Source organism: Insolitispirillum peregrinum (genome assembly GCF_900156605.1).
GTDB classification, from domain to species: Bacteria; Pseudomonadota; Alphaproteobacteria; order Rhodospirillales; family Rhodospirillaceae; genus Insolitispirillum; species Insolitispirillum peregrinum.
In genome coordinates this window covers 666,870-691,651 of record NZ_FTOA01000001.1, presented here as the reverse complement: position 1 = coordinate 691,651, position 24,782 = coordinate 666,870, and the positions used below count along the sequence as shown (strand labels likewise).

Annotated in this window: 16 protein-coding genes; 5 read left to right on the top strand and 11 right to left on the bottom strand. The window is 62.0% G+C overall.

What is annotated here, in order from left to right:
* Nucleotides 1–32 precede the first annotated feature (32 nt).
* Genes BW995_RS02860 through BW995_RS02845 form a run of 4 tightly spaced genes read right to left on the bottom strand, consistent with a single transcriptional unit; the run spans nucleotide 33 to nucleotide 4,782 of the window.
* On the bottom strand, nucleotides 33–1,142 hold the full coding sequence (locus tag BW995_RS02860) for a BMP family ABC transporter substrate-binding protein (protein WP_076398908.1): 1,110 nt from the start codon (nucleotides 1,140–1,142) through the stop codon (nucleotides 33–35).
* 52 nt (nucleotides 1,143–1,194) lie between these two features.
* Nucleotides 1,195–2,130, bottom strand: a complete 936-nt coding sequence (locus tag BW995_RS02855; protein WP_076398653.1) for an ABC transporter permease — start codon at nucleotides 2,128–2,130, stop codon at nucleotides 1,195–1,197.
* Entirely contained in the window at nucleotides 2,130–3,209 is a 1,080-nt protein-coding gene (locus BW995_RS02850) for an ABC transporter permease (RefSeq protein WP_076398652.1), read from the bottom strand. Before BW995_RS02850 ends, BW995_RS02855 begins: the two co-directional genes overlap by 1 nt.
* On the bottom strand, nucleotides 3,199–4,782 hold the full coding sequence (locus tag BW995_RS02845; protein ID WP_076398651.1) for an ABC transporter ATP-binding protein: 1,584 nt from the start codon (nucleotides 4,780–4,782) through the stop codon (nucleotides 3,199–3,201). Before BW995_RS02845 ends, BW995_RS02850 begins: the two co-directional genes overlap by 11 nt.
* A 472-nt stretch (nucleotides 4,783–5,254) precedes the next feature.
* On the opposite strand from BW995_RS02845, the gene BW995_RS02840 reads away from it, so the two are divergent.
* The 5 genes from BW995_RS02840 (at nucleotide 5,255) to BW995_RS02820 (ending at nucleotide 15,134) form a co-directional block, all read left to right on the top strand.
* Nucleotides 5,255–7,297 carry a methylmalonyl-CoA mutase family protein gene (locus tag BW995_RS02840; RefSeq protein WP_076398650.1) on the top strand — a complete coding sequence of 681 codons (2,043 nt, stop codon included), beginning with the start codon at nucleotides 5,255–5,257 and terminating at the stop codon, nucleotides 7,295–7,297.
* Complete coding sequence (scpA, locus tag BW995_RS02835; protein ID WP_076398649.1) at nucleotides 7,297–9,492, top strand: methylmalonyl-CoA mutase; 2,196 nt, start codon at nucleotides 7,297–7,299, stop codon at nucleotides 9,490–9,492. The genes BW995_RS02840 and scpA overlap by 1 nt, the downstream gene beginning before the upstream one ends.
* A 96-nt stretch (nucleotides 9,493–9,588) precedes the next feature.
* Nucleotides 9,589–10,581 (top strand): methylmalonyl Co-A mutase-associated GTPase MeaB, encoded by a 993-nt coding sequence (meaB, locus tag BW995_RS02830; protein WP_076398648.1) that lies wholly within the window; start codon nucleotides 9,589–9,591, stop codon nucleotides 10,579–10,581.
* 245 nt (nucleotides 10,582–10,826) lie between these two features.
* Nucleotides 10,827–13,112 carry a PAS-domain containing protein gene (locus tag BW995_RS02825; protein WP_076398647.1) on the top strand — a complete coding sequence of 762 codons (2,286 nt, stop codon included), beginning with the start codon at nucleotides 10,827–10,829 and terminating at the stop codon, nucleotides 13,110–13,112.
* 6 nt (nucleotides 13,113–13,118) lie between these two features.
* Nucleotides 13,119–15,134: a response regulator gene (locus BW995_RS02820; RefSeq protein ID WP_076398646.1), complete on the top strand. Its 2,016-nt coding sequence runs from the start codon at nucleotides 13,119–13,121 to the stop codon at nucleotides 15,132–15,134.
* A gap of 38 nt (nucleotides 15,135–15,172) precedes the next feature.
* Here BW995_RS02820 and BW995_RS02815 read toward each other — a convergent pair whose 3' ends face one another.
* The 7 genes from BW995_RS02815 to nifB form a co-directional block, all read right to left on the bottom strand.
* On the bottom strand, nucleotides 15,173–18,283 hold the full coding sequence (locus BW995_RS02815) for a DEAD/DEAH box helicase (protein ID WP_139332724.1): 3,111 nt from the start codon (nucleotides 18,281–18,283) through the stop codon (nucleotides 15,173–15,175).
* 393 nt (nucleotides 18,284–18,676) lie between these two features.
* Nucleotides 18,677–19,888 (bottom strand): 6-phosphofructokinase, encoded by a 1,212-nt coding sequence (locus BW995_RS02810; RefSeq protein WP_076398644.1) that lies wholly within the window; start codon nucleotides 19,886–19,888, stop codon nucleotides 18,677–18,679.
* Between the two features lie 379 nt (nucleotides 19,889–20,267).
* Entirely contained in the window at nucleotides 20,268–21,140 is an 873-nt protein-coding gene (locus BW995_RS02805; RefSeq protein ID WP_076398643.1) for an SIR2 family NAD-dependent protein deacylase, read from the bottom strand.
* A gap of 56 nt (nucleotides 21,141–21,196) precedes the next feature.
* Nucleotides 21,197–21,688 (bottom strand): putative nitrogen fixation protein NifT, encoded by a 492-nt coding sequence (gene nifT / locus BW995_RS21275; RefSeq protein ID WP_076398642.1) that lies wholly within the window; start codon nucleotides 21,686–21,688, stop codon nucleotides 21,197–21,199.
* 3 nt (nucleotides 21,689–21,691) lie between these two features.
* Nucleotides 21,692–22,570 carry a 4Fe4S-binding leucine-rich repeat protein gene (locus BW995_RS02795; RefSeq protein WP_076398641.1) on the bottom strand — a complete coding sequence of 293 codons (879 nt, stop codon included), beginning with the start codon at nucleotides 22,568–22,570 and terminating at the stop codon, nucleotides 21,692–21,694.
* 110 nt (nucleotides 22,571–22,680) lie between these two features.
* Nucleotides 22,681–22,869: a 4Fe-4S binding protein gene (locus tag BW995_RS02790; RefSeq protein WP_076398640.1), complete on the bottom strand. Its 189-nt coding sequence runs from the start codon at nucleotides 22,867–22,869 to the stop codon at nucleotides 22,681–22,683.
* Between the two features lie 72 nt (nucleotides 22,870–22,941).
* Nucleotides 22,942–24,480, bottom strand: coding sequence for a nitrogenase cofactor biosynthesis protein NifB (gene nifB / locus BW995_RS02785; protein ID WP_076398638.1), 1,539 nt, complete (start codon nucleotides 24,478–24,480; stop codon nucleotides 22,942–22,944).
* Nucleotides 24,481–24,782: the final 302 nt, after the last annotated feature.

Here is a 24,782-nt window from a genome sequence, read left to right as displayed (position 1 = left end):
TGGCCATTTCGACAACAATCATCGCGCAAAGGTTACTTCGGCAACTGGCCCTGCACGCCTTCCACGAACCAGTTCATCGTCAACAACTGGCCGTCGGGGATGGTCTCCCCGTCCTTGACCACCAGCTCGCCCGCCTGATTCTTGATCGGGCCGGTGAACGGATGCAGCGTACCAGCAATGATACCGGCCTTGACTTCGTCAGCCTTGGCCTTCACCGCATCCGGCACCGCCGCCCCATAGGGGGCCATGTGCACCATGCCCTGCTTCAGGCCATCCCAGGTATCAATGGCTTTCCACGACCCGTCCATCGCTGCCTTGACGCGGGCGATGTAATAGTCGCCCCAGTTGTCAACGATCGAGGTCAACTGGGCGTGCGGACCGAACTTGGCCATGTCCGAGGCCTGCCCAAAGGCGTAAATGCCCTTTTCTTCAGCAGCCTGCACCGGTGCCGGGCTGTCAGTGTGCTGGGACAGGACGTCGGCTCCCTGCGCGATCAGGGCTTCGGCGGCTTCACGCTCCTTGCCCGGATCGTACCAGGAATTCACCCACACCACCTTCACCTGCACCTTGGGGTTGACCTTGCGGGCCGCCAGCGTGAAGGCATTGATCCCCTGCACCACTTCGGGGATCGGCACCGAGGCGATGTAGCCCAAAACATTGCTCTTGGTCATCATCCCGGCCATGGTGCCGATGATCGCCCGGCCCTCGTAGAAACGGGCGGCATAGGTGGCCACGTTATCGGCCCGCTTGTAACCGGTCGCATGCTCGAACTTGATGTTCGGATAGCGCTTGGCGACTTTCAGGGTCGGGTTCATGAAACCGAACGAGGTGGTGAACACCAGATCAAAGCCCTGCTGGGCGAACTGGTTGATCACCCGCTCGGCATCGGCACCTTCCGGCACGTCTTCGACGTAGGCGGTCTTGACCTTGTCGCCAAAGGCCGCTTCCAGCGCCTTGCGGCCTTCGTCATGCTGGTGGGACCAGCCAAAGTCACCAACCGGGCCGACGTAGACAAAGCCAACCTTCAGCGGATCAGCCGCCGAGGCCACCGGGGCCAGCGAGCCCCAGGCCAGGGCACCTGCCAGCAGAGCAGAGCCAAGAGCCGTAAAACGACGGCGCGACACGTTACGGAACGGACCCATTGCCATGGGAGAGCCTCCTGTTGCGACTGTACGAACTACTATAAGACGGTACTCACCCTTCCGGGTGAAACAGCTTGCCGAGACTGGCCGGCGCATTCAGGCGAATGCGGGTTTCATCACGGGAAATCAGGACGAGAACAAGGATGGTTGCCAGATAGGGCAGCATCGTCAGAATCTGGGACGGCACGGCCAGACCACCGCTGCTTTGCAGGTGCAGCTGGGCAATGGTGATGCCGCCAAACAGATAGGCCCCCAACAGTACCCGCTCGGCCCGCCACGAGGCAAACACCACCAGCGCCAGTGCGATCCAGCCGCGCCCGGCGGTCATGCCTTCGATCCACATCGGGGTATAGACCAGCGACAGATAGGCACCGCCCAGACCGCTCATTGCGCCACCGAACAGGATCGCCGCATAGCGGATCAACCGCACCGGATAGCCGATGGCATGGGCCGCCTGCGGATTTTCTCCAACTGCCCGCACCACCAGCCCCGAGCGCGAGCGACGCAGGAACCACCAGACGGCAGCGGCCAGCGCCAGCGAAACATAGACCAGCGGATCATGCCCGAACAGCAACGGCCCGACCACCGGAATGCGGCTCAAGGCCCCCAACTGGATGGCGGCCAGCGGCTCGACCGTCTGACCGACCATGTCGCGGCCCACAAACGCCGACAGCCCGACGCCAAAAATGGTCAGCGCCAGACCGGTGGCCACCTGATTGGCCATCAGCGTCTGGGTCAGGAAGGCAAACAGCAATGCCATCAGCATTCCGGCCAGCATCGCAGCCACCAGCCCCAATACCGGCGAGCCGGTGGTCACGGCGGCGGTAAAGGCCGCCACTGCCCCCATCAACATCATGCCTTCAACGCCAAGGTTCAGCACCCCGGCCTTTTCGGTCATCACTTCCCCCAGCGCGGCAAAGATCAGCGGCGTTGCCGCTCGCATCATGGCCATCACAACGCCGGTCAGGGCGAGAGTATCAGCGTCCATTATCCGGCCTCCCGCACCGACGACAGCCACCGCAGGCGATAGCGGATCAACACATCACACGCCAACAGGAAAAACAGCAACATCCCCTGAAACACTCCGGTGACGGCCAGCGGCAGGCGCATGGAAATCTGCACCGCCTCGCCCCCCAGATAGCTGAGCGCCATCAACAGCGATGCCAGCAGGATGCCCACCGGATGCAACCGGCCCAGAAAGGCCACGATAATGGCGGTAAAGCCATAGCCCGGCGAAATGACCGGCTGCAATTGCCCGATCGGCCCGGCAACTTCACACACCCCGGCCAGACCGGCCAGCGCGCCAGACAACAGGAACGACATCCAGATGATGCGTTTATGGGAAAATCCGGCATAGCCACCGGCGACAGGCGTCAAGCCCATCACCTTGATCTGAAAGCCGATAAAAGTCCGCGCAATGACAAACCAGCCGACCGCCACCGCCAGCAACGCCAGCAGAACGCCCAGATGCAGACGGGTCCCCGCCCACAGGATCGGCAATGTCGCCGCATCGCCGAACATCGGCGATTGCGGGAAACCATAGCCATCGGGATCACGCCACGGACCATGGACCATCATCGACAGGAACAGGTCAGCGACATAGGTCAGCATCAGGCTGACCAGAATTTCCGAGGCATGAAAGCGGGTCTTCAGCCACGCGGGGATCATCCCCCACAACATCCCGCCAGCCATCCCGGCCATCATCACCAGCGGCAACACCCACCAGCCGGCACCGCTATCCCCCAGCGCCAGCGCCACACCACCGCCGGTCACCGCCCCCATCGTCAACTGCCCTTCGGCCCCGATGTTCCAGACGTTACCGCGAAAGCCCAGCGCCAGCCCGACGGCGCACAACGCCAGCGGAGCCGCCTTGACCAGCAGCTCGGCAACACCATAGGCGCTGTTCAGGGGCGAGATGAAAAAGGTGTACAGGGCCGCCAGCGGCTCGAAGCCCAGCAGGGCAAACAGGATACCGCCAAACACCAGCGTCAGCAGCACAGCCAGCACCGGCGCACCATAGACCCAGCGCCGGGACGACGCTCCACGCGCTTCCAGCTTAAAGGCCATGGGTATGCACTCCTTCCGGCTGCTCCGGGGTTTCAAACAGCCCGCCCATCAGCATCCCCACCTGCTCGACCGTCGTTTCATGGACCGGGTGCGTTTCAGACAGACGCCCCTGACAGATCACCGCAATGCGGTCGGCAATGGTAAACAGTTCGTCGAGATCCTGACTGACCACCAGCACCGCCGCCCCCTGCTCGCGCAGTCCGATCAACGCCTGATGAATGGCAGCGGCTGCCCCGGCATCCACCCCCCATGTTGGTTGCGCACAGACCAGCAGGCCGGGCTTTTGCAGGATTTCACGCCCAATGATGAATTTTTGCAGGTTCCCCCCGGACAGGGATCGGGCTTCCGCCCGGCGTCCGTGGGTGATGACCGAAAACATGTCGATGATGCGGTCGGCATAGGCATTGACCAGCCCAAAGTGGATCAACCCCCGCCGCACCAGCGCCTGTCGGCCATAGCCGGACAGCAGGGCGTTGTCCGCAAGGCTCAGGTCCGGCACCGCCCCGCGCCCAAGGCGCTCTTCGGGGACGAAGGCCATCCCGAGGTCACGGCGCGCCCGCGCTCCCAGCAGGCCGACCGGCTGACCATCAATCCGCACCGCCTCGGCGCGCGGGGACAGTTGCTCGCCGGACAATGCCGCCAGCAACTCGTTCTGACCGTTCCCGGCCACCCCGGCAATCCCGACGATTTCCCCCGCCCGCACGGTCAGCGATACGCCATCGAGCGTGATCCCGAACGGTTGCGACGGCGACAGGTGCAGGCCATCGACCACCAGACGATCTTCCCCCACACAGCTTGCCTGCGTCCGCTGCACGGCCTTCAGCTCGGCGCCGATCATCATCTGGGCCAGACTTTGCGCCGTTTCCTGCCGTGGGTCGCACTGGCTGACCACCTGACCAGCCCGCAGGACGGTTGCCGCCGAACACAGGGCGCGGATTTCTTCCAGCTTGTGGGAAATGTACAGAATGGTCCGCCCTTCGTCGCGCAACAGACGCAGGGTGCTAAACAGCACTGTAACCTCCTGCGGGGTCAGCACGCTGGTCGGCTCGTCCATGATGATCAGGCGTGGGTCCTGCAACAGGCAGCGGCAGATTTCCACCCGCTGCCGCTCGCCCACCGACAGGTCGTGGACCGTCCGCAGCGGGTCCAGCGGCAGGCCATAGCGGCGGGAAATCTCTTCAACCCGGCTTGCCAGTTCGGCCAGAGGCTTCTTCCAGCCAATCCCCAGCGCGATGTTTTCGACCACCGTCAGGCTGTCGAACAGGCTGAAGTGCTGAAAGACCATCCCGATCCCCAGACGGCGGGCCTCGGCCGGGCTGTGGATGCGCACCGGCTGACCATCCCACAGGATGGTTCCACTATCAGCCCGCTGAATTCCGTAAACAATCTTGACCAGCGTTGATTTCCCGGCGCCGTTCTCCCCCAGCAGGGCATGGATTTCCCCCGCCTGCAGGGTCAGCGATACCGCCCGGTTGGCATGACAGCCGGGAAACCGTTTGTCGATGGCGCGCAGCTCCAGCCGTGGAGGCGGGGCGACAGGCGGGGACAGGGAGGAAGACGGTTCAAGGACCATGGGGACTGGCACAGGCTCCGGGTGCGATCGGCAAACGGCAATAAACAGCCTTTCGCGCTCTGCCGCTCCGCCGGATTTCGACCAGAACAGCATCCCGCAACAGGCCGATCGGGGACAAGGGACGATGTTACGGTTTCTTGATAGGTCAAGCCCCCTGCCAAAGTCTACGGTTTTTCATCAACCCTGACCAAAAGGACAAATTTCCCGCACTGCGACAGCGGGCATATCCTTATAAAATTGCGGAATATGGTCTTTTGAGGTATGATTATTCCATGGAACTCGCTCATTTGACGTTAGGGAAAGTGTGCACCGCAACATAAGGTTACGTTAGCGAACCGTGGTATTTCCCTTCACTTGCCCCCCTCAAATGCGCTAGAGGTATGGAACATTACCTGCATGTGGGCATCGGGGGTCGCCGCTGGGGGGGCTTCCGCTGACTTCTTTTGCCAACCAAGGAACCGTTCGGGATCCCATGAGCACCGCAGATCTGAACCTCACCGAGGATTTTGCGCCCGCCACCCAAGAGGCCTGGCGTGCGCTGGTCGACAAGGCCCTAAAGGGCGCTTCATTCGAAAAGAAGCTGATGACCCGTCTTTATGACGGCATCACCCTGAAGCCGATCTATACCCGCGAAGACTGGGACGCCGAAGGCGATCAGTCCGGCTTCCCCGGCTCCATGCCGCTGGCCCGCGCCGCCACCGTGAGCGGTTCGGCTGCCAACCCGATCGGGGCCGCGTGGGACATCCGGCAGGTCTACAGCAACCCGGACCTGAACGATGCCAACAAGGAAATCCTCACCGACCTCGAACGGGGCGTGACCAGCCTGCTGCTGCGGCTGGATGCCGCCGGACAGGCGGGGCAGGATTCCGACACCGCCGGGGAGCAGGCTGGCATCGGTGGCCTGATGATTTCGTCGGCCGCCGATCTGGACACCGTGCTGGCGGGCGTGATGCTCGACCTGGCACCGGTGGCGCTCGATGCGGGCGCGGGGGCCGTCGCCGCCGCTTCGCTGCTGGCCGAAGTGTGGACCAGCCGGGGCGTGAAGGGTGAGGTGGCGCAAGGGGCGTACAACATTGACCCGATCGGCACTCTGGCCAGCGCCGGTACCCTGCCGCAATCGCTGGAGCAGGCTCTGGCCGAAATGGCGGAAATGGCCAAGGCCACTGCCGTCGACTTCCCGAACGTGACCGCCGTTGGCGTCAGCACCGCCGCCTATTACAACGGTGGTGCCACCGACGTCACCGATCTTGGCTGTGCGATGGCCACCGGCGTTGCCTATCTGCGGGCCTTGACCGCGGCCGGGATGGGCGTTGATGACGCCTGCCGTCAGATCGCCTTCAGCCTGCCGGTTGGCACCGACCAGTTCCTGTCGATTGCCAAGCTGCGCGCCGCCCGCATGCTGTGGGCTCGTGTCACCGAAGCCTGTGGCGCCTCGGAACCGGCCCGCCGGATGCGCCTGCACGTCGATGTCTCGGACCGCGTGCTCACCCAGCGTGACCCGTGGGTCAACATGCTGCGCGTCACCATCGGCGTATTCTCGGCCGGTATTGCCCAGGCCGACAGCGTGTCCGCGCCGTCGTTTGACAGCGCGCTTGGCCTGCCGACCGACTTTGGTCGCCGCATCGCCCGCAACACCCAGATCGTGCTGCAGGAAGAGTCCAGTCTGGGCCGGGTGATCGACCCGGCAGGGGGCTCGTGGTACGTCGAAAGCCTGACCCGGCAGGTTGCCGAACGGGCGTGGGAAGAATTCCAGCAGATCGAAAAGTGGGGCGGCATCGCCGAAGCCCTCGATTCCGGCAAGCTGCAAGCCAAGATCGCGGGCGAGTGGGCCGAACGCCGCAAGGCCATTGCCCGCCGCAAGGACGCGCTGACCGGCATCAACGAGTTCCCCAATCTGGCCGAAGCGCCGGTGGACATCAAGCTGCCGGACCTCGAAGTCCTGCGCAAGGGTGCCGCCAACCGCCTGAAGATGGCCCGCGCCGCCAAGGCTCCGACCATCGGCAGCCGCACCCGCAAGGGCGACGCCGCCCGTATCGAGCCGATGGATACCCACCGTCTGGCCGAAGACTGGGAAGAGCTGCGCGACAATTCCGACGTCTACATGGTGCTGAACAACGGCGTCCGTCCGCTGGTGTTCCTCGCCAACATCGGCCGCGTTGCCCAGCACACCGCCCGCGCCACCTTTGCCCGCAACTTCTTTGAAGCGGGCGGCATCGCCGGCATCAGCAACGACGGCTTTGCCAACACCGACGCCCTGACCGCTGCCTTCAAGGACAGCGGTGCCCGCATTGCCGTCCTGTGTGGCAGCGACGAGCAATATGGCGAGCTCGCAGCGTCGTTTGCCAGCGCCCTGAAGGCCACCGGCGCCAGCCGGGTCTACATGGCTGGCAAGCCCGCCGACGACGAAGCCCGTGCGGCCTTTACCGCTGCCGGTGTTGACGAGTACATTTTCATGGGCTGCGACGCGCTGGAACTCCTGCGTGCCGCCCAGACTCATCTGGGAGTCACCGAATAATGGCCAGCATTCCTGATTTCACCAAAGTTCCCTTCGCCGCCAACACCAGCGGCAGCCTGAACGACTGGCAGCAGAGCCTGGAAGCCGCCATCGGCAACCCGGCCAGCGCCCTGACGTGGGAAACCCCGGAAAAGCTGCTGGTCAAGCCGCTGTACAGCGCCGCTGACCTGAACGGGCTGGACCACCTGAACACCCTGCCCGGCCTGCCGCCGTTCCTGCGTGGTCCCTATCCGACCATGTACGTGCAACAGCCGTGGACCATCCGCCAGTACGCCGGGTTCTCGACCGCCGAAGAATCCAACGCCTTTTACCGTCGCAATCTGGCGGCGGGCCAAAAGGGCCTGTCGGTGGCCTTTGACCTCGCCACCCACCGTGGCTATGACTCGGACCATCCGCGCGTGGCCGGTGACGTCGGCATGGCCGGGGTGGCCATCGACAGCATCTATGACATGCGCCAGCTGTTCGACAGCATCCCGCTCGACAAGATGAGCGTGTCGATGACCATGAACGGCGCCATCCTGCCGGTGATGGCCCTGTACATTGTCGCTGCCGAAGAACAGGGCGTCGCCCCTGCCCTGCTGTCCGGGACCGTTCAGAATGACATTCTGAAAGAGTTCATGGTCCGCAACACCTACATCTATCCGCCGACCCCGTCGATGCGGATCATTTCGGACATTTTTGCCTTCACCTCGCAAAACATGCCGAAATTCAACTCGATCTCGATTTCCGGCTATCACATGCAGGAAGCCGGGGCCACCGCCGACCTCGAACTGGCCTACACTCTGGCCGACGGCGTGGAATACGCCCGCGCCGGGATGGCGGCCGGGCTTGATATCGACAAGTTTGCCCCGCGTCTGTCGTTCTTCTGGGCGATCGGCATGAACTTCTTCATGGAAGTCGCCAAAATGCGCGCCGCCCGCATGCTGTGGGCCAAACTGATCAAGCAGTTCGACCCCAAGAGCGACAAGTCGCTGTCGTTGCGCACCCACTCGCAGACTTCGGGCTGGTCGCTGACCGCGCAGGACGTATTCAACAACGTCACCCGCACCTGCGTCGAAGCGATGGCCTCCACCCAGGGCCACACCCAGTCGCTGCACACCAACGCGCTGGACGAAGCCCTCGCCCTGCCGACCGACTTCTCGGCCCGCATTGCCCGCAACACCCAGCTGTTCATCCAGCAGGAAAGCGGCACCTGCCGGGTGATCGACCCGTGGGGCGGCTCGTACTATGTCGAACGCCTGACCCGCGATCTGGCCGAACGCGCCTGGGCCCATATTCAGGAAGTCGAAGCCGAAGGCGGCATGGCCAAGGCCATCGAAGCCGGCATCCCCAAGATGCGCATCGAAGAAGCCGCCGCCCGCACGCAGGCGCGCATTGATGCGGGCCGTCAGACGGTGGTGGGTGTCAACAAGTACGTGCTGGACGAAGAAGAAAAGCTGGACGTGCTGAAGGTCGACAACTCGTCGGTCCGCGCCCAGCAGATCGAAAAGCTGCAACGCCTGCGCGCCGAGCGCAGCGCCGCCGAAGTCGAGTCCAGGCTGACCGCCCTGACCAACGCCGCCGCCAGCGGTGAAGGCAACCTGCTGGCTCTGGCCGTCGATGCGGCCCGCGCCAAGTGCACCGTCGGTGAAATCTCTGACGCGCTGGAAAAGGTCTATGGCCGCCATCAGGCGACCATCCGGGCCATCTCTGGCGTCTATTCCAACGAGGTTGGTGCGATGGATGACAGCTTTGCCAAAGTGCGCAAACTGGTCGATGACTTTGAAAAGAACGACGGTCGCCGCCCGCGCGTGCTGATCGCCAAGATGGGCCAGGACGGCCACGACCGGGGCCAGAAGGTGATCGCCACCGCCTTCGCCGATATCGGCTTTGACGTTGATATCGGGCCGCTGTTCCAGACCCCGGCAGAAACCGCCCGTCAGGCGGTGGAAAACGACGTCCACGTCGTCGGCGTGTCGTCGCTGGCCGCTGGCCACCTGACGCTGGTGCCGGAACTGCGCAACGAACTGAAAAAACTGGGCCGCGAAGACATTCTGATCGTGGTTGGCGGGGTGATCCCGCCGCAGGATTGGGACGAGCTGTACCAGTCCGGCGCGGCGGCTATTTTCCCGCCCGGCACCAAGATCAGCGTGGCGGCGCAGGACCTGATTGCCAAGCTGAACAGCCAGCTTGGCTATGCCAGCGAAGCTGCGTAAGCTCTGCCTTGGCCTGCCAGAAAGCGGGGACTGTCCGGTCCCCGCTTTTTGCTGTCTTCCCTTCGTGTTTCCCGCTTCCTTTCTTCAAGGCGTCCCATGCTGCCCAAAACCGCAGACGATTATGTAAACGGTGTGCTTGCGGGCAACCGTGCGATCATTGGCCGAGCCATCACCCTGATCGAAAGCCGGGCCGAACGACACCGCGCGCTGGCCAAAGAGGTGCTGATGCGGCTGGTCCCCCATTCCGGCAAAGCTCATCGCATCGGCATTTCCGGGGTTCCGGGGGTGGGGAAGTCCACCTTCATTGAGACATTCGGCACCAACCTGACCGGCGCGGGCCACAAGGTGGCGGTGCTGGCGGTTGACCCGACCTCGTCGCGCACGGGCGGCTCCATTCTGGGCGACAAGACCCGGATGGCGAAACTGTCAACCGACGAGAACGCCTTTATCCGCCCCTCGCCCACCGGCGGCTATCTGGGGGGCGTGGCGCGAGCAACACGCGAAACGATGATCGTGCTCGAAGCGGCTGGCTTTGACGTGGTGCTGGTGGAAACCGTCGGGACCGGACAGTCGGAAACGCTGGTCGCCGACATGGTTGACTTCTATCTGGTGCTGATGCTGCCGGGGGCGGGCGACGAGTTGCAGGGGATCAAAAAGGGCATCCTCGAACTGGCCGACATGATCGCCGTCAACAAGTGCGAGGGCGACAACGACCGCCGTGCTCTGGCTGCCCGCGTCGAATACAAGAATGCCCTGAACATCATGACCCCGGCCAGCCCGAACTGGAAACCACCAGTGGTGACCATTTCCGGCCTGAACAACTATGGCATCGACACGCTGTGGGAGAAAATCCAGGATCACCGCAAGATCCTGACCGACAGTGGCGAGCTGCCCGCCAAACGCCGCGAGCAGCAAATCACCTGGATGTGGTCGATGCTGAAAGAACGACTGGTGCTGGCGCTGGAACGCGACCCGGCGGTTGCCGAACGCATTCCGTCGATTGAGCACGACGTTGCCGCCGGTACCATGACCGCCACCGTTGGCGCGGAAACCCTGTTGCGGGCCTTTGGGCTGGACCTTGACGGCTGACATCCCGGCATGGACGCTCGTTCAGACTGCATGATGAACGGGCGTCCCTCCGAGGCATGAACGCTCTCTGAGCAACACCTCTATACAAACAATAATATCCAGAAAAATACCTTTCCCCTTCTGCCCATAGGGCGAAAGGCAGAGTTGTCTGTACCCTCCTCTACCCGCTATAAACAGACCGTGGACGACATCAGTCTACAAACCACACGCCGTGGTCCGCAGGGTATCGGGGGAGAACAGGCGCAATGGCCGAACCGCCAGCACAAGACAGCGACATCACCCCGGCCCCTTCGACAGAGGCCATTCAGGCCACCCTGTCCGAACTGACCACCCCCCTCAGACCATCCCGCATGGTGATGCTCGCCGGGCTGATCACCTGCATCGGGGCGATCAGCATCATCTATGCGGCGGTTTACGACCATCTTTCGATCATCGAAATCATCACCATCACCACTGCCATTCTTGTCCTGCTGTGCCTGTTTGGCAGTTTTGGCTGGCGACGCCTGCAAGCCATCCATCAGCGTCTGCGGGACAGTGCCTACCAACTGTCCGCCATCGAACAGCAACTGGCACAGGCCGCCCATGAAACCGATCGCCTGCAACGCCTGCTGGTTGATGCGGTCAACAGCGTCGATGAAGGCTTTGTCCTGTTTGACGACACCAACACTCTGGTGGTGTGTAACGAACGCTATCGGCGGGCCTATCCGACCATTGCCGACCTGCTGGTTCCCGGCGCATCCTTTTCCACCATCCTGGCCACCGCCGCCCAGCGGCTGGGTGTGGCCGGAGACCATGGCCCGCAGGATCTGCGACAATGGGTCGAAGACCGGATGCGCCGCCATCTCAGCGCCCCGCAACCACAGGAATGCCAGTTGACCGATGGCCGCTGGTACCGTATTTCGGAACGCCCGACACGGACCGGCGGGATCGTCAAGGTTCTGGCCGACATCACCATGGCCAAACAGCACGAGCAGGAACTGGCCAGCAAAAGCAAAGTGCTCGAAGGCACCTTTGACGCCATGGCTCAGGGTATTGCCGTTTTTGACACCGACCTGACCCTGCTGACCTGGAACGACCATCTGGCACCGGTGATGGATTATCCGGCCCACCTGTTGCAGCCGGGAACGGCGCTGCAGGCCTTCCGGGACTTTGACTTTCAGCGCGGAGTCAAGAAACTGCCTGCCCCCCATCCGGTCGACAACATGCCTGACCCGTTCAGCCCGCACGATGACACCGACACCCTGCTGTCCGAAGTCGAGCTGCCCGATGGTCGCCATGTTGATGTCCACACCAGCCCGATGCCGCGCGGCGGGCTGGTGGTGATGTACAGCGACATCACCACCCGCAAGCAGACCGAAGCCGCCCTGCAGCATTCACAAAAGATGGATGCCATCGGCCAGCTGGCGGGGGGTATTGCTCATGAATTCAACAACATGTTGACCTCCATCGGGGGCTTTGCCCGCATGGCCCTGCGCAGCCCCGAAGACAGTGAACGGGTGGTGATGTGCCTGGAAGAGGTCACCAAGGCTGCCGACAGGGCGGCTTCGCTGACCAGCCAGCTGCTGAACTTCTCGCGCCGGAGCCTGAGCGAAGAACAGCGGCCAATCCGTCTGAAAGACATGCTGCGCGACCTGACCAACTTCCTGCGTCCCTTGCTGGGTGTCCGGGTTGATGTCGATGTGCAGATCAGCGACCCGGACCTGATCGTTTCAGGCGACCCGGTCAAGCTGCATCAGGCCATTGTCAACCTGTGCATCAATGCCCGTGATGCCATGCCAGAGGGCGGCGAAATTCAGCTGAGCCTGTCCCGGCTCACCCATGAACACTCTGAAGCCAGTCGCCGCCTGTTCGAGCGTCATCCCTTGCTGTCGGCAAACCGTGCCTATGCCGCCCTGCGCGTGCGGGATACCGGCACCGGCATTGACCCGGCCTTGCTGCCCCGCATTTTCGAGCCATTTTTCACCACCAAGGAACAAGGCAAAGGAACCGGTCTGGGCTTGCCGATGGTCTATTCGGTGGCGGAACATATGGGCGGCATCATTGATGTGGAATCAGAAGTGTGTGTTGGCTCGGTGTTCACCATTCTGCTACCTTTGTGCGAACCAGAAAAGACTGAACCATCAAAGAGAGTTTCCCGGCAGAGCGATTTCAACGGAGAAGACTTCACCATTCTGCTGGCAGAAGACGAGGACTCTGTCCGCCGCCTGATCACCATGACCCTCGAAGACGCCGGTTGTACCGTGTTAACGGCCGAAAATGGCCACGAAGCCGAAAAAATATTCGAGCAAGATCAGGATGCTATTGATATCCTGATTTCAGATGTGGTTATGCCCGGCCTTGATGGCCCTGCCTTGACCCGTCGCCTTCTGGACCTCAATCCCGACCTGAAGGTCATTCTGATGTCTGGATACAGTGCAACGGACGACTGGAAAGCCCTCACCGAAGGCTGCGGTCGGACATTCCTACGAAAACCGGTGGTCCCAGACCAGTTGCTGGCTGCCGTGCAAACGCTTGTGAACCGCGTGGAGTGAAACGCTATGTCTTCGAATCCGTCTTCAGCGTCGTCTACGCCGTCCCCCGCCGCCGAGGCACAGTCTGCCGCCGCCGCAACGGTCCTGTGCCGCACCCCAGAGGATTTTTATGCCCCTGCCGCCCGTTATCTGGCCCGCAGGCATTTTGCACCGTTTTTTGACGAGCACCAGACCAGCCCGCTGGAGACACTCCACTCCCTGCGCCTGCTCAACACCGCCGAGAGCCACCCGCTGTTCCGGGCGGTGCTCGAAGCCCTGGCAGACCGGCAGGCTTCGGCCTGTCAGCAAAGCGTTCACAATCGCCTGACCGATCTGTTTGCACTGGTCAAAACCCTCGGCAGCACCGTTTCCCATCGACTGAAGCAGCATGCCCCGGAAATCATTTCAGCCGTTGATCTGCCAAAAGTGGTCACCGCCGCCGGTCGCCTGCCCTCTCCGGTAGAGGCCGACTTTTACGTCTATGCCACCCTGACCCAGACCCTGCACAGCTGCCGGGACCGGGCTGCCAAGATGGACCTGCTGATGGGGTTCATCGAACGGCTGGAGGATGACCCCAGCGCGCTGGTTTATCTCGATACCTTGCTGGCCGATCACCTTGCCTTGCGCGGGGTTGCCTCTGTCTTGTGGCAAAAGACAGCCAACCCGAACGACATGCTGGTCGATATCATTGCGCTTTACCTGAACAACGACCTCGCCTCGCCAGCCACCACCCCGCCCAGCGTGCGCCGCCTGCAAACCCTGTTGCGCTCCGGCCCGTTCCCCCAGATCCGCGACAGCCTGATTACGGTCCTGCAAACAGTCCTGCAAAGCTCTGACCGCCTGATCACCAGCGTCCCCGATGATCCGATGGGGACCAAACTGGCCATCGCCGAAGTGATGGCCGCCGCCGACCTGATGAGTGCCCTGCGCCTGCCGGACGGGTTCATCGGCGGACAGGCGACCTATGACATTCTCGACCGCCGCCTGTCCCTGATGCTGTCCGCCGACAAGCTGCAGGAACTGTTGCGGGGCCGGTCCATTCTTGAAAAGCTGCGCCAGCTGTTTGCCTTGCAACAGGCAATGGCAGGGGCTGCCGCCGTCAAAGGGGTTGATGACTATCTGATCTCCCTGTTGGAAAACCGCGATTTTGTCGGGCGCCTGTGTGACGCCATCGAAGACAGCGATGCCCGCCTGCGTGCTTTTTCCGAATTGCAGATGCTGGTCCTGGGGTCAACGTTCCCGGCTGCGATCCGCAAACGGCTTGCCACCATGCTGGACCGCGCCCAGCACGATCAATTAAAAACCACCACCCTGTTTTCGACCCTGCGCAAGGACGCCAAACCGCCCATCGCCGCCATCCTGCGCGTGGTAGACATGGCCGGTGATGGCGTGTTCACCCATGGCAAGTGCCTGACCGAAGCCCGCGAGCTGATCCGGCGCCATATCCGCCATCGCGATTTTGTGCGGAAATACCTGGCAGGCAAGGATATCATCCGCCATGACTCTGCGGCGACGGCACCAGAAACTCCCTTGCCGCCAGTTGGAGACCGCCTGCGCGAACTGGGCTTGCGCATGGCCCGGGCCGGGGTCGAATTCCGTGATCTGTCCGGTATGACCCTGCTGGTGGTCGAAGACGAAGAGAGTGCCCGCCACTACATCGAAATGGTCCTGCGCGATATGGGGATCGGCACGGTGATGACCGCCCCCGATGGCCGGGCGGCCCTGAAGGTGTTCAGCGACTTTGAGGATGGCATCGACCTGATCATCTGCGACTGGAAAATGCCGCACATGACCGGGATCGATTTCCTGAAACAGGTCCGCAGCGTCAAGCCCAAGCTGCCATTCCTGATGGTCACGGCCCTCGCCACGCTGGAAAACGTCAAGGAAGCGATGGCGCACGAGGTTACCGCCTACATCGCCAAACCGTTCCCGCCCGAACAGCTGGAAGAAAAGGTTCTGCTGCTGCTCAACCGCGCCAGCCCGGAAGAAGTCAGTGAAGAACTGTTGGCCGCTGCCGGGGGCAATGTGCCAGAACGGAAATAAGGCCCGTGGGCTGTTCCAGGCGAGTGGAACAGCCTGACTCAGCCTCCCAGCAGGAATTCAACGTCATCTTCCCCGATGTCGATGGCACTGCCCGCCTCGGGATCGAACAGGCCATCGGCCAGTGCCTGCTTGCGGGCCTTCAGCTCGGACATCTTGACCTCGATACTGTCACCGGCCACCAGCTTGTAGACAAAGACCGGCTTGTCCTGGCCGATACGGTGCGCCCGGTCGGTGGCCTGAGCCTCGACCGCCGGATTCCACCACGGGTCATAGTGAATGACTGTGTCGGCCGCCGTCAGGTTCAGGCCAGTGCCGCCAGCCTTCAGACTGATCAGGAATAACGGGACCTCACCGCTCTGGAACCGCCGCACCGGCGTTGCCCGGTCCTTTGTGTCCCCGGTCAGCAGGACATAGGGAACGTCTGCCGCCTGTAGCTCGGCCTCGACCAATGCCAGCATCGAGGTGAATTGCGAGAACAGCAAGATGCGGCGCCCCTCCCGGATCATCTCCGGGATCATTTCCATCAGCCGGATCAGTTTGGCTGACTCAACACGGGCCTTGCCGCCCGCAGCCTTGACCAGACGCGGATCACAACAGGCCTGACGCAATTTCAGCAAGGCATCCAGCAGCTCGATACGGCTGCGCTTCAGCCCCTTGGCGGCAATCGCCTCCCGCACCTTTTTATGCATGGTCAGCCGGACACCCTCATACAGGGCGCGCTGGCTGTCGGTCAGGTCGACATGTTCAATGATTTCCGTTTTGGGTGGCAGATCGGCCACCACCTGTGCCTTGGTTCGCCGCAGCAGGAACGGCTTGACCCGCCGCGCCAGAGCCGCCCGGCGCTCGGCGTCGCCTTTTTTTTCGATCGGTGTCCGCCACTGACGGGTGAACGCTGCACGGTCCCCCAGAAAGCCCGGCGAAACAAAGTCAAACAGCGCCCACAATTCCCCCAGATGGTTTTCCAGCGGTGTCCCCGACAGCGCCAGACGATGGCGCGCCTCCAGCATCCGCAATGCCTTGGCCGTCGAGGTGACCGGGTTCTTGACGTATTGCGCCTCGTCCAGAATGACCATGTGCCACGGGCGGGCGGTCAGTTCATCAGCATCGCGGGCCAGCAGTGGATAGGTGCTAAAGACGATGTCACTGCTGTCAATCAGCGGAAACAGTGTCTTGCGCTCTGGGCCTTGCAGAACCAGCGTGCGCAGCGACGGCGTGAAGATTTCTGCCTCGGCCTGCCAGTTGGCCATCAGGCTGGTCGGGGCGACCACCAGACAGGGGCGATCCAGACGCCCGGCGGCCTTTTCAACCGCCACATGAGCCAGGGTCTGCACCGTTTTGCCCAGCCCCATGTCATCGGCCAGAATACCGCCCAGCCCGACGTCGCGCAGCAACTGCATCCATTCAACACCTGCCTGCTGATAGGCTCGCAAGGTTCCGTGAAACAGGTCGGGCAAAACCACCGCCGGAATGCCGGAATGATCGCGGAGCCGCCGTCCCAGTTCGCGCAGCTTCTCTCCACCGCGCCAGACAAGGTTGGGAAGGGCCTCGGCAAAGGCAGCCACATCGGGGGCATCAGCCCGGGTCAGGCGGATACCCCCCTCTTCGGAGGAAAACAGCGCGGCCAGCGCCCGCAAAATCGGACGGACCTGGCTGAACGGCAACGGCAGGATGCGACCATCGTCCAGACGCAGGTGCAGCATCCGGTTATCGATCTCGCTATCCTCAAGAAACTCCAGAAGCTCGTCGCCGGGAATTTTCCGCAGCACCGTCAACAGCATCGGCAGGATGTCAATCCGCTCACCGTTGACCAGCACCCCCAGATGCAGGTCAAACCAGTCGATGCCGTCCTTTTCCTGCACCTCGGCTTCGATGGTACCTTCGGAGTACACCACACGGACGGGAAAATCATCGGCAATCGAGACATGCCAGCCCGCAGCCGTCAGTTCGGGCACCTCATGGACCAGAAAATCCACCCATGCCGCCTCGTCAGTCCCCGGTTCCAGCATGAAATCATGGCCGCACTCTGCCGGAACCCGCCACGATTTCTGCTCCGACGCCAGCATAAACCCCAAACGGTGCAAACGCCGGACCGCTGTCTGCTCTTCCGAGGCCGAGCGCACGATTTCCGTCACCGTGTTGCCAGCGATCAGCGTCAGGGTTGCCCGCATAGAGGCGGAGGAAATCTCGTGATCCCCATACAAAAACGACAGCCGGGCCAATGGCATGTCAACAAAGGTATCCCGGCCATAAAAATAACCCGCCTCCTGCACGGTCTGGTGATGCAGCAGCAGCCGGGGGACCGGTGAGACAACCAGCTTTGTTGCCGGTGCCAGTTCGGGGGGCAAATACGCCTCGGCCTCAGGGAGGATGGCGGACAGGCGACGGCGGACTTCATCCAGCTCGGCCACATCAACCGGCGGAGCCTCCAGCAACACCTTCGCCAGTCGGGGCGGCATCGACAGCTCTACCGGCCCACAGAGCTGGTTGGCGCTGTCCACGTACCACGGCGGCGTCAAGGGAACGGCGCGCCCCCCGCCTGTCACCTCGATCTGTGGGCGCTGACGGCCATCTGCGATACCGGTCCAGCGCACGCTGGCAGCCCGCGCGTCCCCGCGCTGGAGCACCGGCCCGGCCACCGTCTCCCAATGGCAGCGGCCCGTTGCCAGTACTTTCTCCAGCAGTTCCGCGCCCCCTTCGCCTTCCAGACGCATCTCACCACTGGTAAAGGCCATATGCCTCAGGATGCTGACATCGGAAGAGCGCAGGAATTGGGCGGGTGCGCCGCCAAAGGCGCTGGACGGTTGAAACACCCTGGCCTTGGACGAAAAGGAGCCGTCCTTGAGCAACGGCACGGACATCGTGCAGAGTGTCGCCCAGGCAGAGCCGTTCCGGTCCAGCGAGAGAGACAGAACATAGATCAGCCGACGGCGCACCGTGGGCGGGTAGTCCTCACGAGTACTGAGCTGCCCGACCTTCTCCATATGCGCCAGCCAGCCTTCGACGGACGCCGATAGAACCGGCTCAGCCGGGGATGGCGCGAAGGAGACGGGGGCAGGCTCTGGGGCGGGGGCGGGGGCGGGGGCGGGGGCGGGCGTCATCTGCCCGGCCTGCAGCAGCAACGCCACCACATGCTTGCAGTTAAACGTCATCGGACAGGAACAACGCCCGGAAATTCGGACGTTGCCGCCCCGCTGCGCCGTGAGTTCCACTGACACGCTGTAAGGTTTGCGACCTGTCCCCTGAACCAGACCTTCGACAACGGAATGATCGGGGGATAGATATTCCAGAAAAACAGCCCCTTTCCGTTGATACTCGCGCCCCCTGCTGAACGTCTGGGACGGAAACGAGAATCGGATAAGATCAGCTGTTATGCTTATCATCGCCTTTAGGCCCCGCTCCATCGTGACATGGCCATAAAAGCACAGCCTGCAATGAAAGGCATCAGCATAAAAATATCCCGGGCAAGGACATACGCCCCAGCCCGGGATTGCCTGTCTGTGCAGTACGCGGCCTGTTCACCTGCCGTGTACCGCAGAGAAAAATCACACCCCCAAAATCTTCGGCACGCGGTTCTGGCGCAGACGATAGGCATCCGGCATCTTCGAGCCCAGCAGCGGGCGCAGATACATGCGGAAGGCATCGGTCACGTCGGTACCGCTGTCGGCGATGAACTCGTCCGGCATCACCTTGGTTTTGCCCGCGATGTCGATCAGCGGGGTCAGGTGATAGTCCACCGAATAGAAGCCGGTACGGTGAATGGTCACCGAGCCGTCGCGGTCGCCCCACATGGCATACTGCACGGCCTTTTCGCCCACTTCCCGCGCTTCGCGCTGGTCAACGTCCGAGACGCAGCCAACGAACGAGCGTTGCAGGTAGCCGAAGGTATCCCCGCGCACGCGCTTGATGCCCAGCTTGCTCTTGATTTCGTCGCACAGCAGGTCAGCCAGAGCGCCAGTGCCCGACAGCTGCACATTGCCATGGGCGTCGCGTTCGACTTCCTTGGCCAGCTTCAGGGCAATCGGTACACCGGCTTCGTCATGGATGCCTTCGGAGACGGCGATCACGCAGCGACCATATTTTTCCATCGTCGCCTTGACGTCGGCGAGGAAGTTATCAATAACGAACGTCCGTTCCGGCATGTAGATCAGGTGCGGGCCGTCGTCCGGGAACTTCTTGCCCAGCGCGGCGGCGGCGGTCAGGAAACCGGCGTGGCGCCCCATCACCACCCCGACATAGACCCCGGGCAACGCCCAGTTATCAAGGTTGGCCCCCATGAACGACTGCGCCACAAAACGGGCCGCCGACGGATAGCCGGGGCAATGGTCGGTGACCATCAGATCGTTGTCGATGGTTTTCGGGATATGGATACAGCGCAACGGATAGCCAGCCGAGCTGGCTTGTTCGGACACAATGCGCACGGTGTCCGAGCTGTCATTGCCGCCGATGTAGAAGAAATAGCTGATCTCGTGCGCCTTCAGAACCTTGAAGACTTCCTGGCAATACTTCAGGTCCGGCTTGTCGCGGGTGGAGCCCAGCGCCGAAGACGGGGTCTGGGCCACCATCTCGAGGTTATGGGTGGTTTCCTGGGTCAGATCCAGGAAATCTTCATCGACAATCCCGCGCACGCCATGGAAGGCGCCATAAACTTTTTCCACATTGCGGAACTTGCGCGATTCCAGCACTGCCCCAACCATCGACTGGTTGATCACAGCGGTCGGACCGCCACCCTGCGCAACAAGGACTTTCCCGCTCATTGACCCGCTCACGGCACAGCCTCCTTGGCCTTGAGAACATTAAAAACGCCGGATGAATAGCAGATCAGGCGGACAGCGCAACTCCCTTGTCGCAGTTTGCCGCAAAAGAACAGCAGAACTGCCATGCAAATAATAACCACACCAACAACAGACCGCCAACAGCAAGCATCCAGACAAAAAAGAACAGCGACCCACCGCCATGGATCGCTGTCTTTTGCCTCCCGGATCTCTCCCCCCTGATCGCTGCGGCTCCCCCAGCGACAGCGATCGTATGGCAGATTTCCGGGCGGCGGGAAAAGGAAGGGAAAACGGCCACCGCTCCCCCTATGGGTGGCCGCCCCCTTTTTCCCCTCTTTGCAGAGGGGAAAGCTGTGTCTGGTTATGCCCCCGACTGCCCGCTCAGGACGGGCGCGGCTTCGTCAAGGGTCACGCGCAGGACAGTCACGTTGTAATCGGTCAGGAACCGCTCTTCGTTGCGGGTCAGATCGGCATCCGGGTCCAGCAGGACATAGAACGGCCCGGCGGACCGCTTGCTGATCTGGCGGGCATAGGTCCGCAGCATCTGGTCATAGAACCGGCAACCGAGGAACACAAAGCCACGGGTGGTCCGCATGTCCTTTACCAGATCGGGGATCGGGGTCTGGATGTCGATTTCGGTCAAAACCTCGACGTAATCGCTGTCGGACAGCAGGTAGTTTTTCGCCGGAACCACCGAGCCGTGCGGCTTGTACAGCATGGTCAGCCAGTCCCCGGCTTCCCATGCTTCGGCCTCGTTGCCGGTCATGCCGTGGAAGAACTTGTACCAGATATCCCGCCATTCGCCGTTGCGGGTCACGCCCTGCACCTGCCCCCACGCCGTCCGGCCAGAGGCCTGCAACGCCGCCGCCATCGTCCCGTCATACCAGGTATCGACGATCAGCGGGCAGGTTTCCAGCGACGCCAGCCAGGTGTGGATCGGCCCCGGTGTGGGGATCGGCCCAAAGGCTTCGTTCAGCAGGGTTTCCAGCGTCCGGCGATGGCGGTTGCTTTCGATGTACTGGGCCGAACTCCACAGGTTATGGCGGATGCGCCCCGGCACGCCGACCTTGCTGGTCAGCCGCCCGCACAGCTCGCGCGGGCTGGTCGGCACCGGACAGGCGGCATCGCCCATTTCCAGCACTCCGGGCCCCAGAAAGGGGATGATCTGACCGGCGGCGACCCCCTGACCAATCGAGGCCAGCATGGCTTTGGTTTCGTTGTTTATCGCGTTCATGTCCGGTGGATCCCCTACCGCTGTTGTCAGCCTGCCGCCTGTACCAGATGACCTGATCAGGCGTCTTCGGCCTCTTCGGCCAGCTTGCGCGCTTCGACGGTCAGCGGCAGGCGGGTATCGGCAGCCATTTCGGGCATCTGGAAACGCCATCCGTTATCCAGCGTGATCACGCCCCCCCAGCAGCCGGGATTTTCCATCGCCACGATCTTCGCTTCCAGATCCTTTTTGGCGATATAGGCTTCCCAGTCTCCGGCCACGCTCTTGCGAATGGTGATTTTCATGTCCTGTTCCTCCATCGTCTTCAATTCACGCTTGCGCATGCCGACCAGACGGCCGGTTTGATAGAAATCCACGCCATAAATGTAATAGCGCTGCAAAAAGGTCCCGATCGAGTTGACGTATCCCACGTCCCCTTTCCGCACCAGAATTTCGCCAATCTCGGCCCCTGGATAGGTGCCGTCATTGCGGATGTTCTTGGTCGAGACAACCTTGTCGCCATAATTGTAAATCGGGTCATCATAGACCTCGACTTCATCATCTTCGCTCATCGGTCAGTCTCCTTTGCGGACACCAGAGGCCATCACTCCCAGCGAGATCCCGCTGATCGATGCCGGTTCCAGCGACAGCACCGGAGCCGCCTTGATGCGCGCCGCCATCACCAGCAACGGCAGCTCTTCACTGGCTTTGCGCAGGGCAAAGCGGGCGCGGACATCGTCGTCCGGGTCGGTCGCCAGCGCGATGATCCGGTGCAACGGTGCCCGGCTGGCCACCACATGGCGGATGCGCCAGTCCTCATCGGCCACCAACGCCACCAGTTGCTCGGGAGACAGGCGGACAGCAACCTGCAAGCGGACCTCGGCCTCGAGATCCCACGCCATCGCCATCAGCCACTCATCGCCAATCCGCCGCGCCACCGCCCGCCGCACATCGGCATCCCGGTCGTACATCATCATCGGCAGAATGTCGGATGGCAGCCGCCGGGCGACCACCACCCGCACATAGTAATCCTCATCAGCGGTCAACGGCACCAGATCGGCACCGGTCAACCGCTGGGCCACCGCTGCCCGAACCTTGCGTTCCGGGTCTTTGCGCAGCGGCAAAATCCTGGGAACTGGCAGGCGCTGCACCGCCGCCACCCGCACATCGGGTTCCGGGTCATTCAGCAGGGCGTGCAAGCGGAACACACTGACATGGCGGGCCGCCAGAGCGCGCACTTCAAAATAGGGATGGTCGAGATAATGATCCGCCTGCTCGGGATTGCGTTCAAAGAACGTGAAAATCCGGCGGGTATAGCGATCCTGCACACAGGCAACCCGGGGCGCACACCCCCCCGTCGCCTGCAAACCGGCATGGGCACAGCCCGCACAGTCCACAAGGCACCCCTGCCAATCCAGAGGAACAGCCGTATCAGCAGTGGTATGCGGACTCATGGCAGGTCTCCTGTAAGATCGGTGCACCCATGGGCGCACAGCGGACCCGGCAGCCGGAGAGAACGGAAGGAGCGCAGCGGATACGCTCCCTCCGCCTGTCTACGTCCCGATCAGGCCGGAACGCAGGTGTTGTCAACCGGGCACACGCCAGCGCAACGGGCCGGTTCACCGTCGCATTCGCTGCACTTGGCGGGGTCGATGATGTAGCTTTCACCCTTCATGCGGATGGCGGCATTCGGGCATTCGAATTCGCAAGCGCCGCAGGCGGTGCACTGGGAAGCGATGATTTTGTAAGCCATGACAAGGTCTCCTGTGATCCAGATTAGAGAGGCTTTTTTTCTTGGAAAAAGGCGGTTTCAGGGGAGCAACGGTCACGCCGTCGCCTTTTCCTGACCGCAGGCCATCTGTGCGGCGTACCACGCACCGACGGAGGTCTCGATGTATTCAAAGGCGTAGTCGTCAAGGACCGGGATACCGGCCTGTGCCAGCGTGTCTTTCGGGCAGTCACCGACCTTGGCACACAGAACGGCGCTGACGCCTTCCAGAGCCTTGATGATGATGTCCAGCCGGTCGTCCTCGCCGTAGCCGCCGACGCAGTAGTTGTCTGCCCGCCGGTGGCCGCTGAAACGCACGCCATGGCTATCGACTTCGTAAATCTGGAATTCGGTGGCATGGCCGAAGTGCTGGTTGACGCGCCCGCCGCCCTTGGTGGCAATCGCCACCAGCATCGGCTGTTCGGCAACAGTGCTGACCGAGTTCACCGCCAGTTGGGCTTCCATTTCCGCCGTCGCCCGCCGCCGGTCTTCGCGTTCCTTTTCCACCACCTGACGGTAGAGGTCGCGCTTTTCCGGGTTGTAGTCGATGTCGGCAGCGATCTTGTCCATGGTGAATTCCTGGCCACGATCTTCGCCCAGCAGGCCCACGGCATCGGCCCGGCACTGGCGGCAATGCTTCATCAGCTTGGTGCCGTCCGACACCTTGTCCTGCAGGCTCTTCAACTCGGCGGCGCTCGGGCCACGCTGACCGATCAGCCCGAAATGCGTTCCGTGCGCCGCGTCGGAAATCAGCGGCATGATGTTGTGCAGGAAGGCACCGCGCTTTTTGACTTCGGCGTTCACCTCGGCCAGATGCTGGTCATTGACGCCCGGGATCATCACCGAGTTGATCTTGACCAGAATGCCCTTCTTCACCAGCGCATCCAGACCTTCAAGCTGGCGTTCCAGCAGGATTTGCGCCGCATCGCGGCCGGTCCAGCGCTTGCCCTGATAATAGATCCACGGATAGATCTGCGCCCCGATTTCGGGATCGAGCGCATTGAAGGTGATCGTCACATGGTCGATGTTGTGCTGGGCAATGTCATCGACATAGTCCGGCAAGGCCAGACCGTTGGTCGAGATGCAGAACTTGATGTCCGGCAGTTTTTTCTCAACCAGTTCAAAGGTTTTGGCCGTCTTGCGCCAGTCATAAACCGCATCGCCCGGACCAGCCACCCCCAGCACCGACAATTGCGGCACTTCGTTGGCCACCGCAATCACCTTGCGGGCGGCGTCTTCGGGGGTCAGCCGTTCGGAAACCACACCGGGGCGGCTTTCGTTGGCGCAGTCGTACTTGCGGTTACAGTAGTTACACTGGATGTTGCACGCCGGAGCCACCGCCACATGCATACGGGCGAAATAGTGGTGGGCTTCTTCGCTATAGCAGGGGTGGTCCTTGATCTTGTCCCAGATGTGGTCGGGAAGATCACCCTGCGCATCCGACGAGCCGCAGCTCGACGACGAGCACCCGCCCTTGTCCATCTCGGCCCGCATGTCGGCCACAGTGACAGGGCTTCCGAGAGGGGAGATGCTGTCCAGGGAAATGATCTGGCTCACGGCTGGTCTCCTTGCGATGACGTTCGTTGCCGGTGTCATAGCAAGGATGATGCCAGTTTCATAAAGTCATTATTTTCAGATAGTTATGTTTTTTCGACGTAAAAAATCCGTGTCCGACACACGACACAGGGCAACACAACACCACCGAACAACAGGACACAATGTTGGAAATCTGACACAGCGATCCGACTGTTTACCCCTTTCATCCGATCAGGTTTCACCAAGGACTCTGCGCGGCCTGTGTCCAGGCAGCCACCTCGGAGATAAAACCTAAGGATTAACAGAAAAATAAATACATTCTATGGATGCCAAGAGGAAATCCCGGGCAGGTGAAGTCATCT

What these genes read in the sequence shown, in the direction of transcription:
- BW995_RS02855 (WP_076398653.1), bottom strand. Translation starts at nt 2,130, where the DNA reads ATGGACGCTGATACTCTCGCCCTGACCGGCGTTGTGATGGCCATGATG.
- BW995_RS02790 (WP_076398640.1), bottom strand. Translation starts at nt 22,869, where the DNA reads ATGGCTTACAAAATCATCGCTTCCCAGTGCACCGCCTGCGGCGCTTGC.
- BW995_RS02840 (WP_076398650.1), top strand. Translation starts at nt 5,255, where the DNA reads ATGAGCACCGCAGATCTGAACCTCACCGAGGATTTTGCGCCCGCCACC.
- BW995_RS02825 (WP_076398647.1), top strand. Translation starts at nt 10,827, where the DNA reads ATGGCCGAACCGCCAGCACAAGACAGCGACATCACCCCGGCCCCTTCG.
- BW995_RS02815 (WP_139332724.1), bottom strand. Translation starts at nt 18,283, where the DNA reads ATGACGTTTAACTGCAAGCATGTGGTGGCGTTGCTGCTGCAGGCCGGG.
- BW995_RS02820 (WP_076398646.1), top strand. Translation starts at nt 13,119, where the DNA reads ATGTCTTCGAATCCGTCTTCAGCGTCGTCTACGCCGTCCCCCGCCGCC.
- BW995_RS02810 (WP_076398644.1), bottom strand. Translation starts at nt 19,888, where the DNA reads ATGAGCGGGAAAGTCCTTGTTGCGCAGGGTGGCGGTCCGACCGCTGTG.
- nifT (WP_076398642.1), bottom strand. Translation starts at nt 21,688, where the DNA reads ATGAGCGAAGATGATGAAGTCGAGGTCTATGATGACCCGATTTACAAT.
- BW995_RS02850 (WP_076398652.1), bottom strand. Translation starts at nt 3,209, where the DNA reads ATGGCCTTTAAGCTGGAAGCGCGTGGAGCGTCGTCCCGGCGCTGGGTC.
- BW995_RS02805 (WP_076398643.1), bottom strand. Translation starts at nt 21,140, where the DNA reads ATGAACGCGATAAACAACGAAACCAAAGCCATGCTGGCCTCGATTGGT.
- BW995_RS02845 (WP_076398651.1), bottom strand. Translation starts at nt 4,782, where the DNA reads ATGGTCCTTGAACCGTCTTCCTCCCTGTCCCCGCCTGTCGCCCCGCCT.
- nifB (WP_076398638.1), bottom strand. Translation starts at nt 24,480, where the DNA reads ATGACACCGGCAACGAACGTCATCGCAAGGAGACCAGCCGTGAGCCAG.
- meaB (WP_076398648.1), top strand. Translation starts at nt 9,589, where the DNA reads ATGCTGCCCAAAACCGCAGACGATTATGTAAACGGTGTGCTTGCGGGC.
- BW995_RS02860 (WP_076398908.1), bottom strand. Translation starts at nt 1,142, where the DNA reads ATGGGTCCGTTCCGTAACGTGTCGCGCCGTCGTTTTACGGCTCTTGGC.
- BW995_RS02795 (WP_076398641.1), bottom strand. Translation starts at nt 22,570, where the DNA reads ATGAGTCCGCATACCACTGCTGATACGGCTGTTCCTCTGGATTGGCAG.
- scpA (WP_076398649.1), top strand. Translation starts at nt 7,297, where the DNA reads ATGGCCAGCATTCCTGATTTCACCAAAGTTCCCTTCGCCGCCAACACC.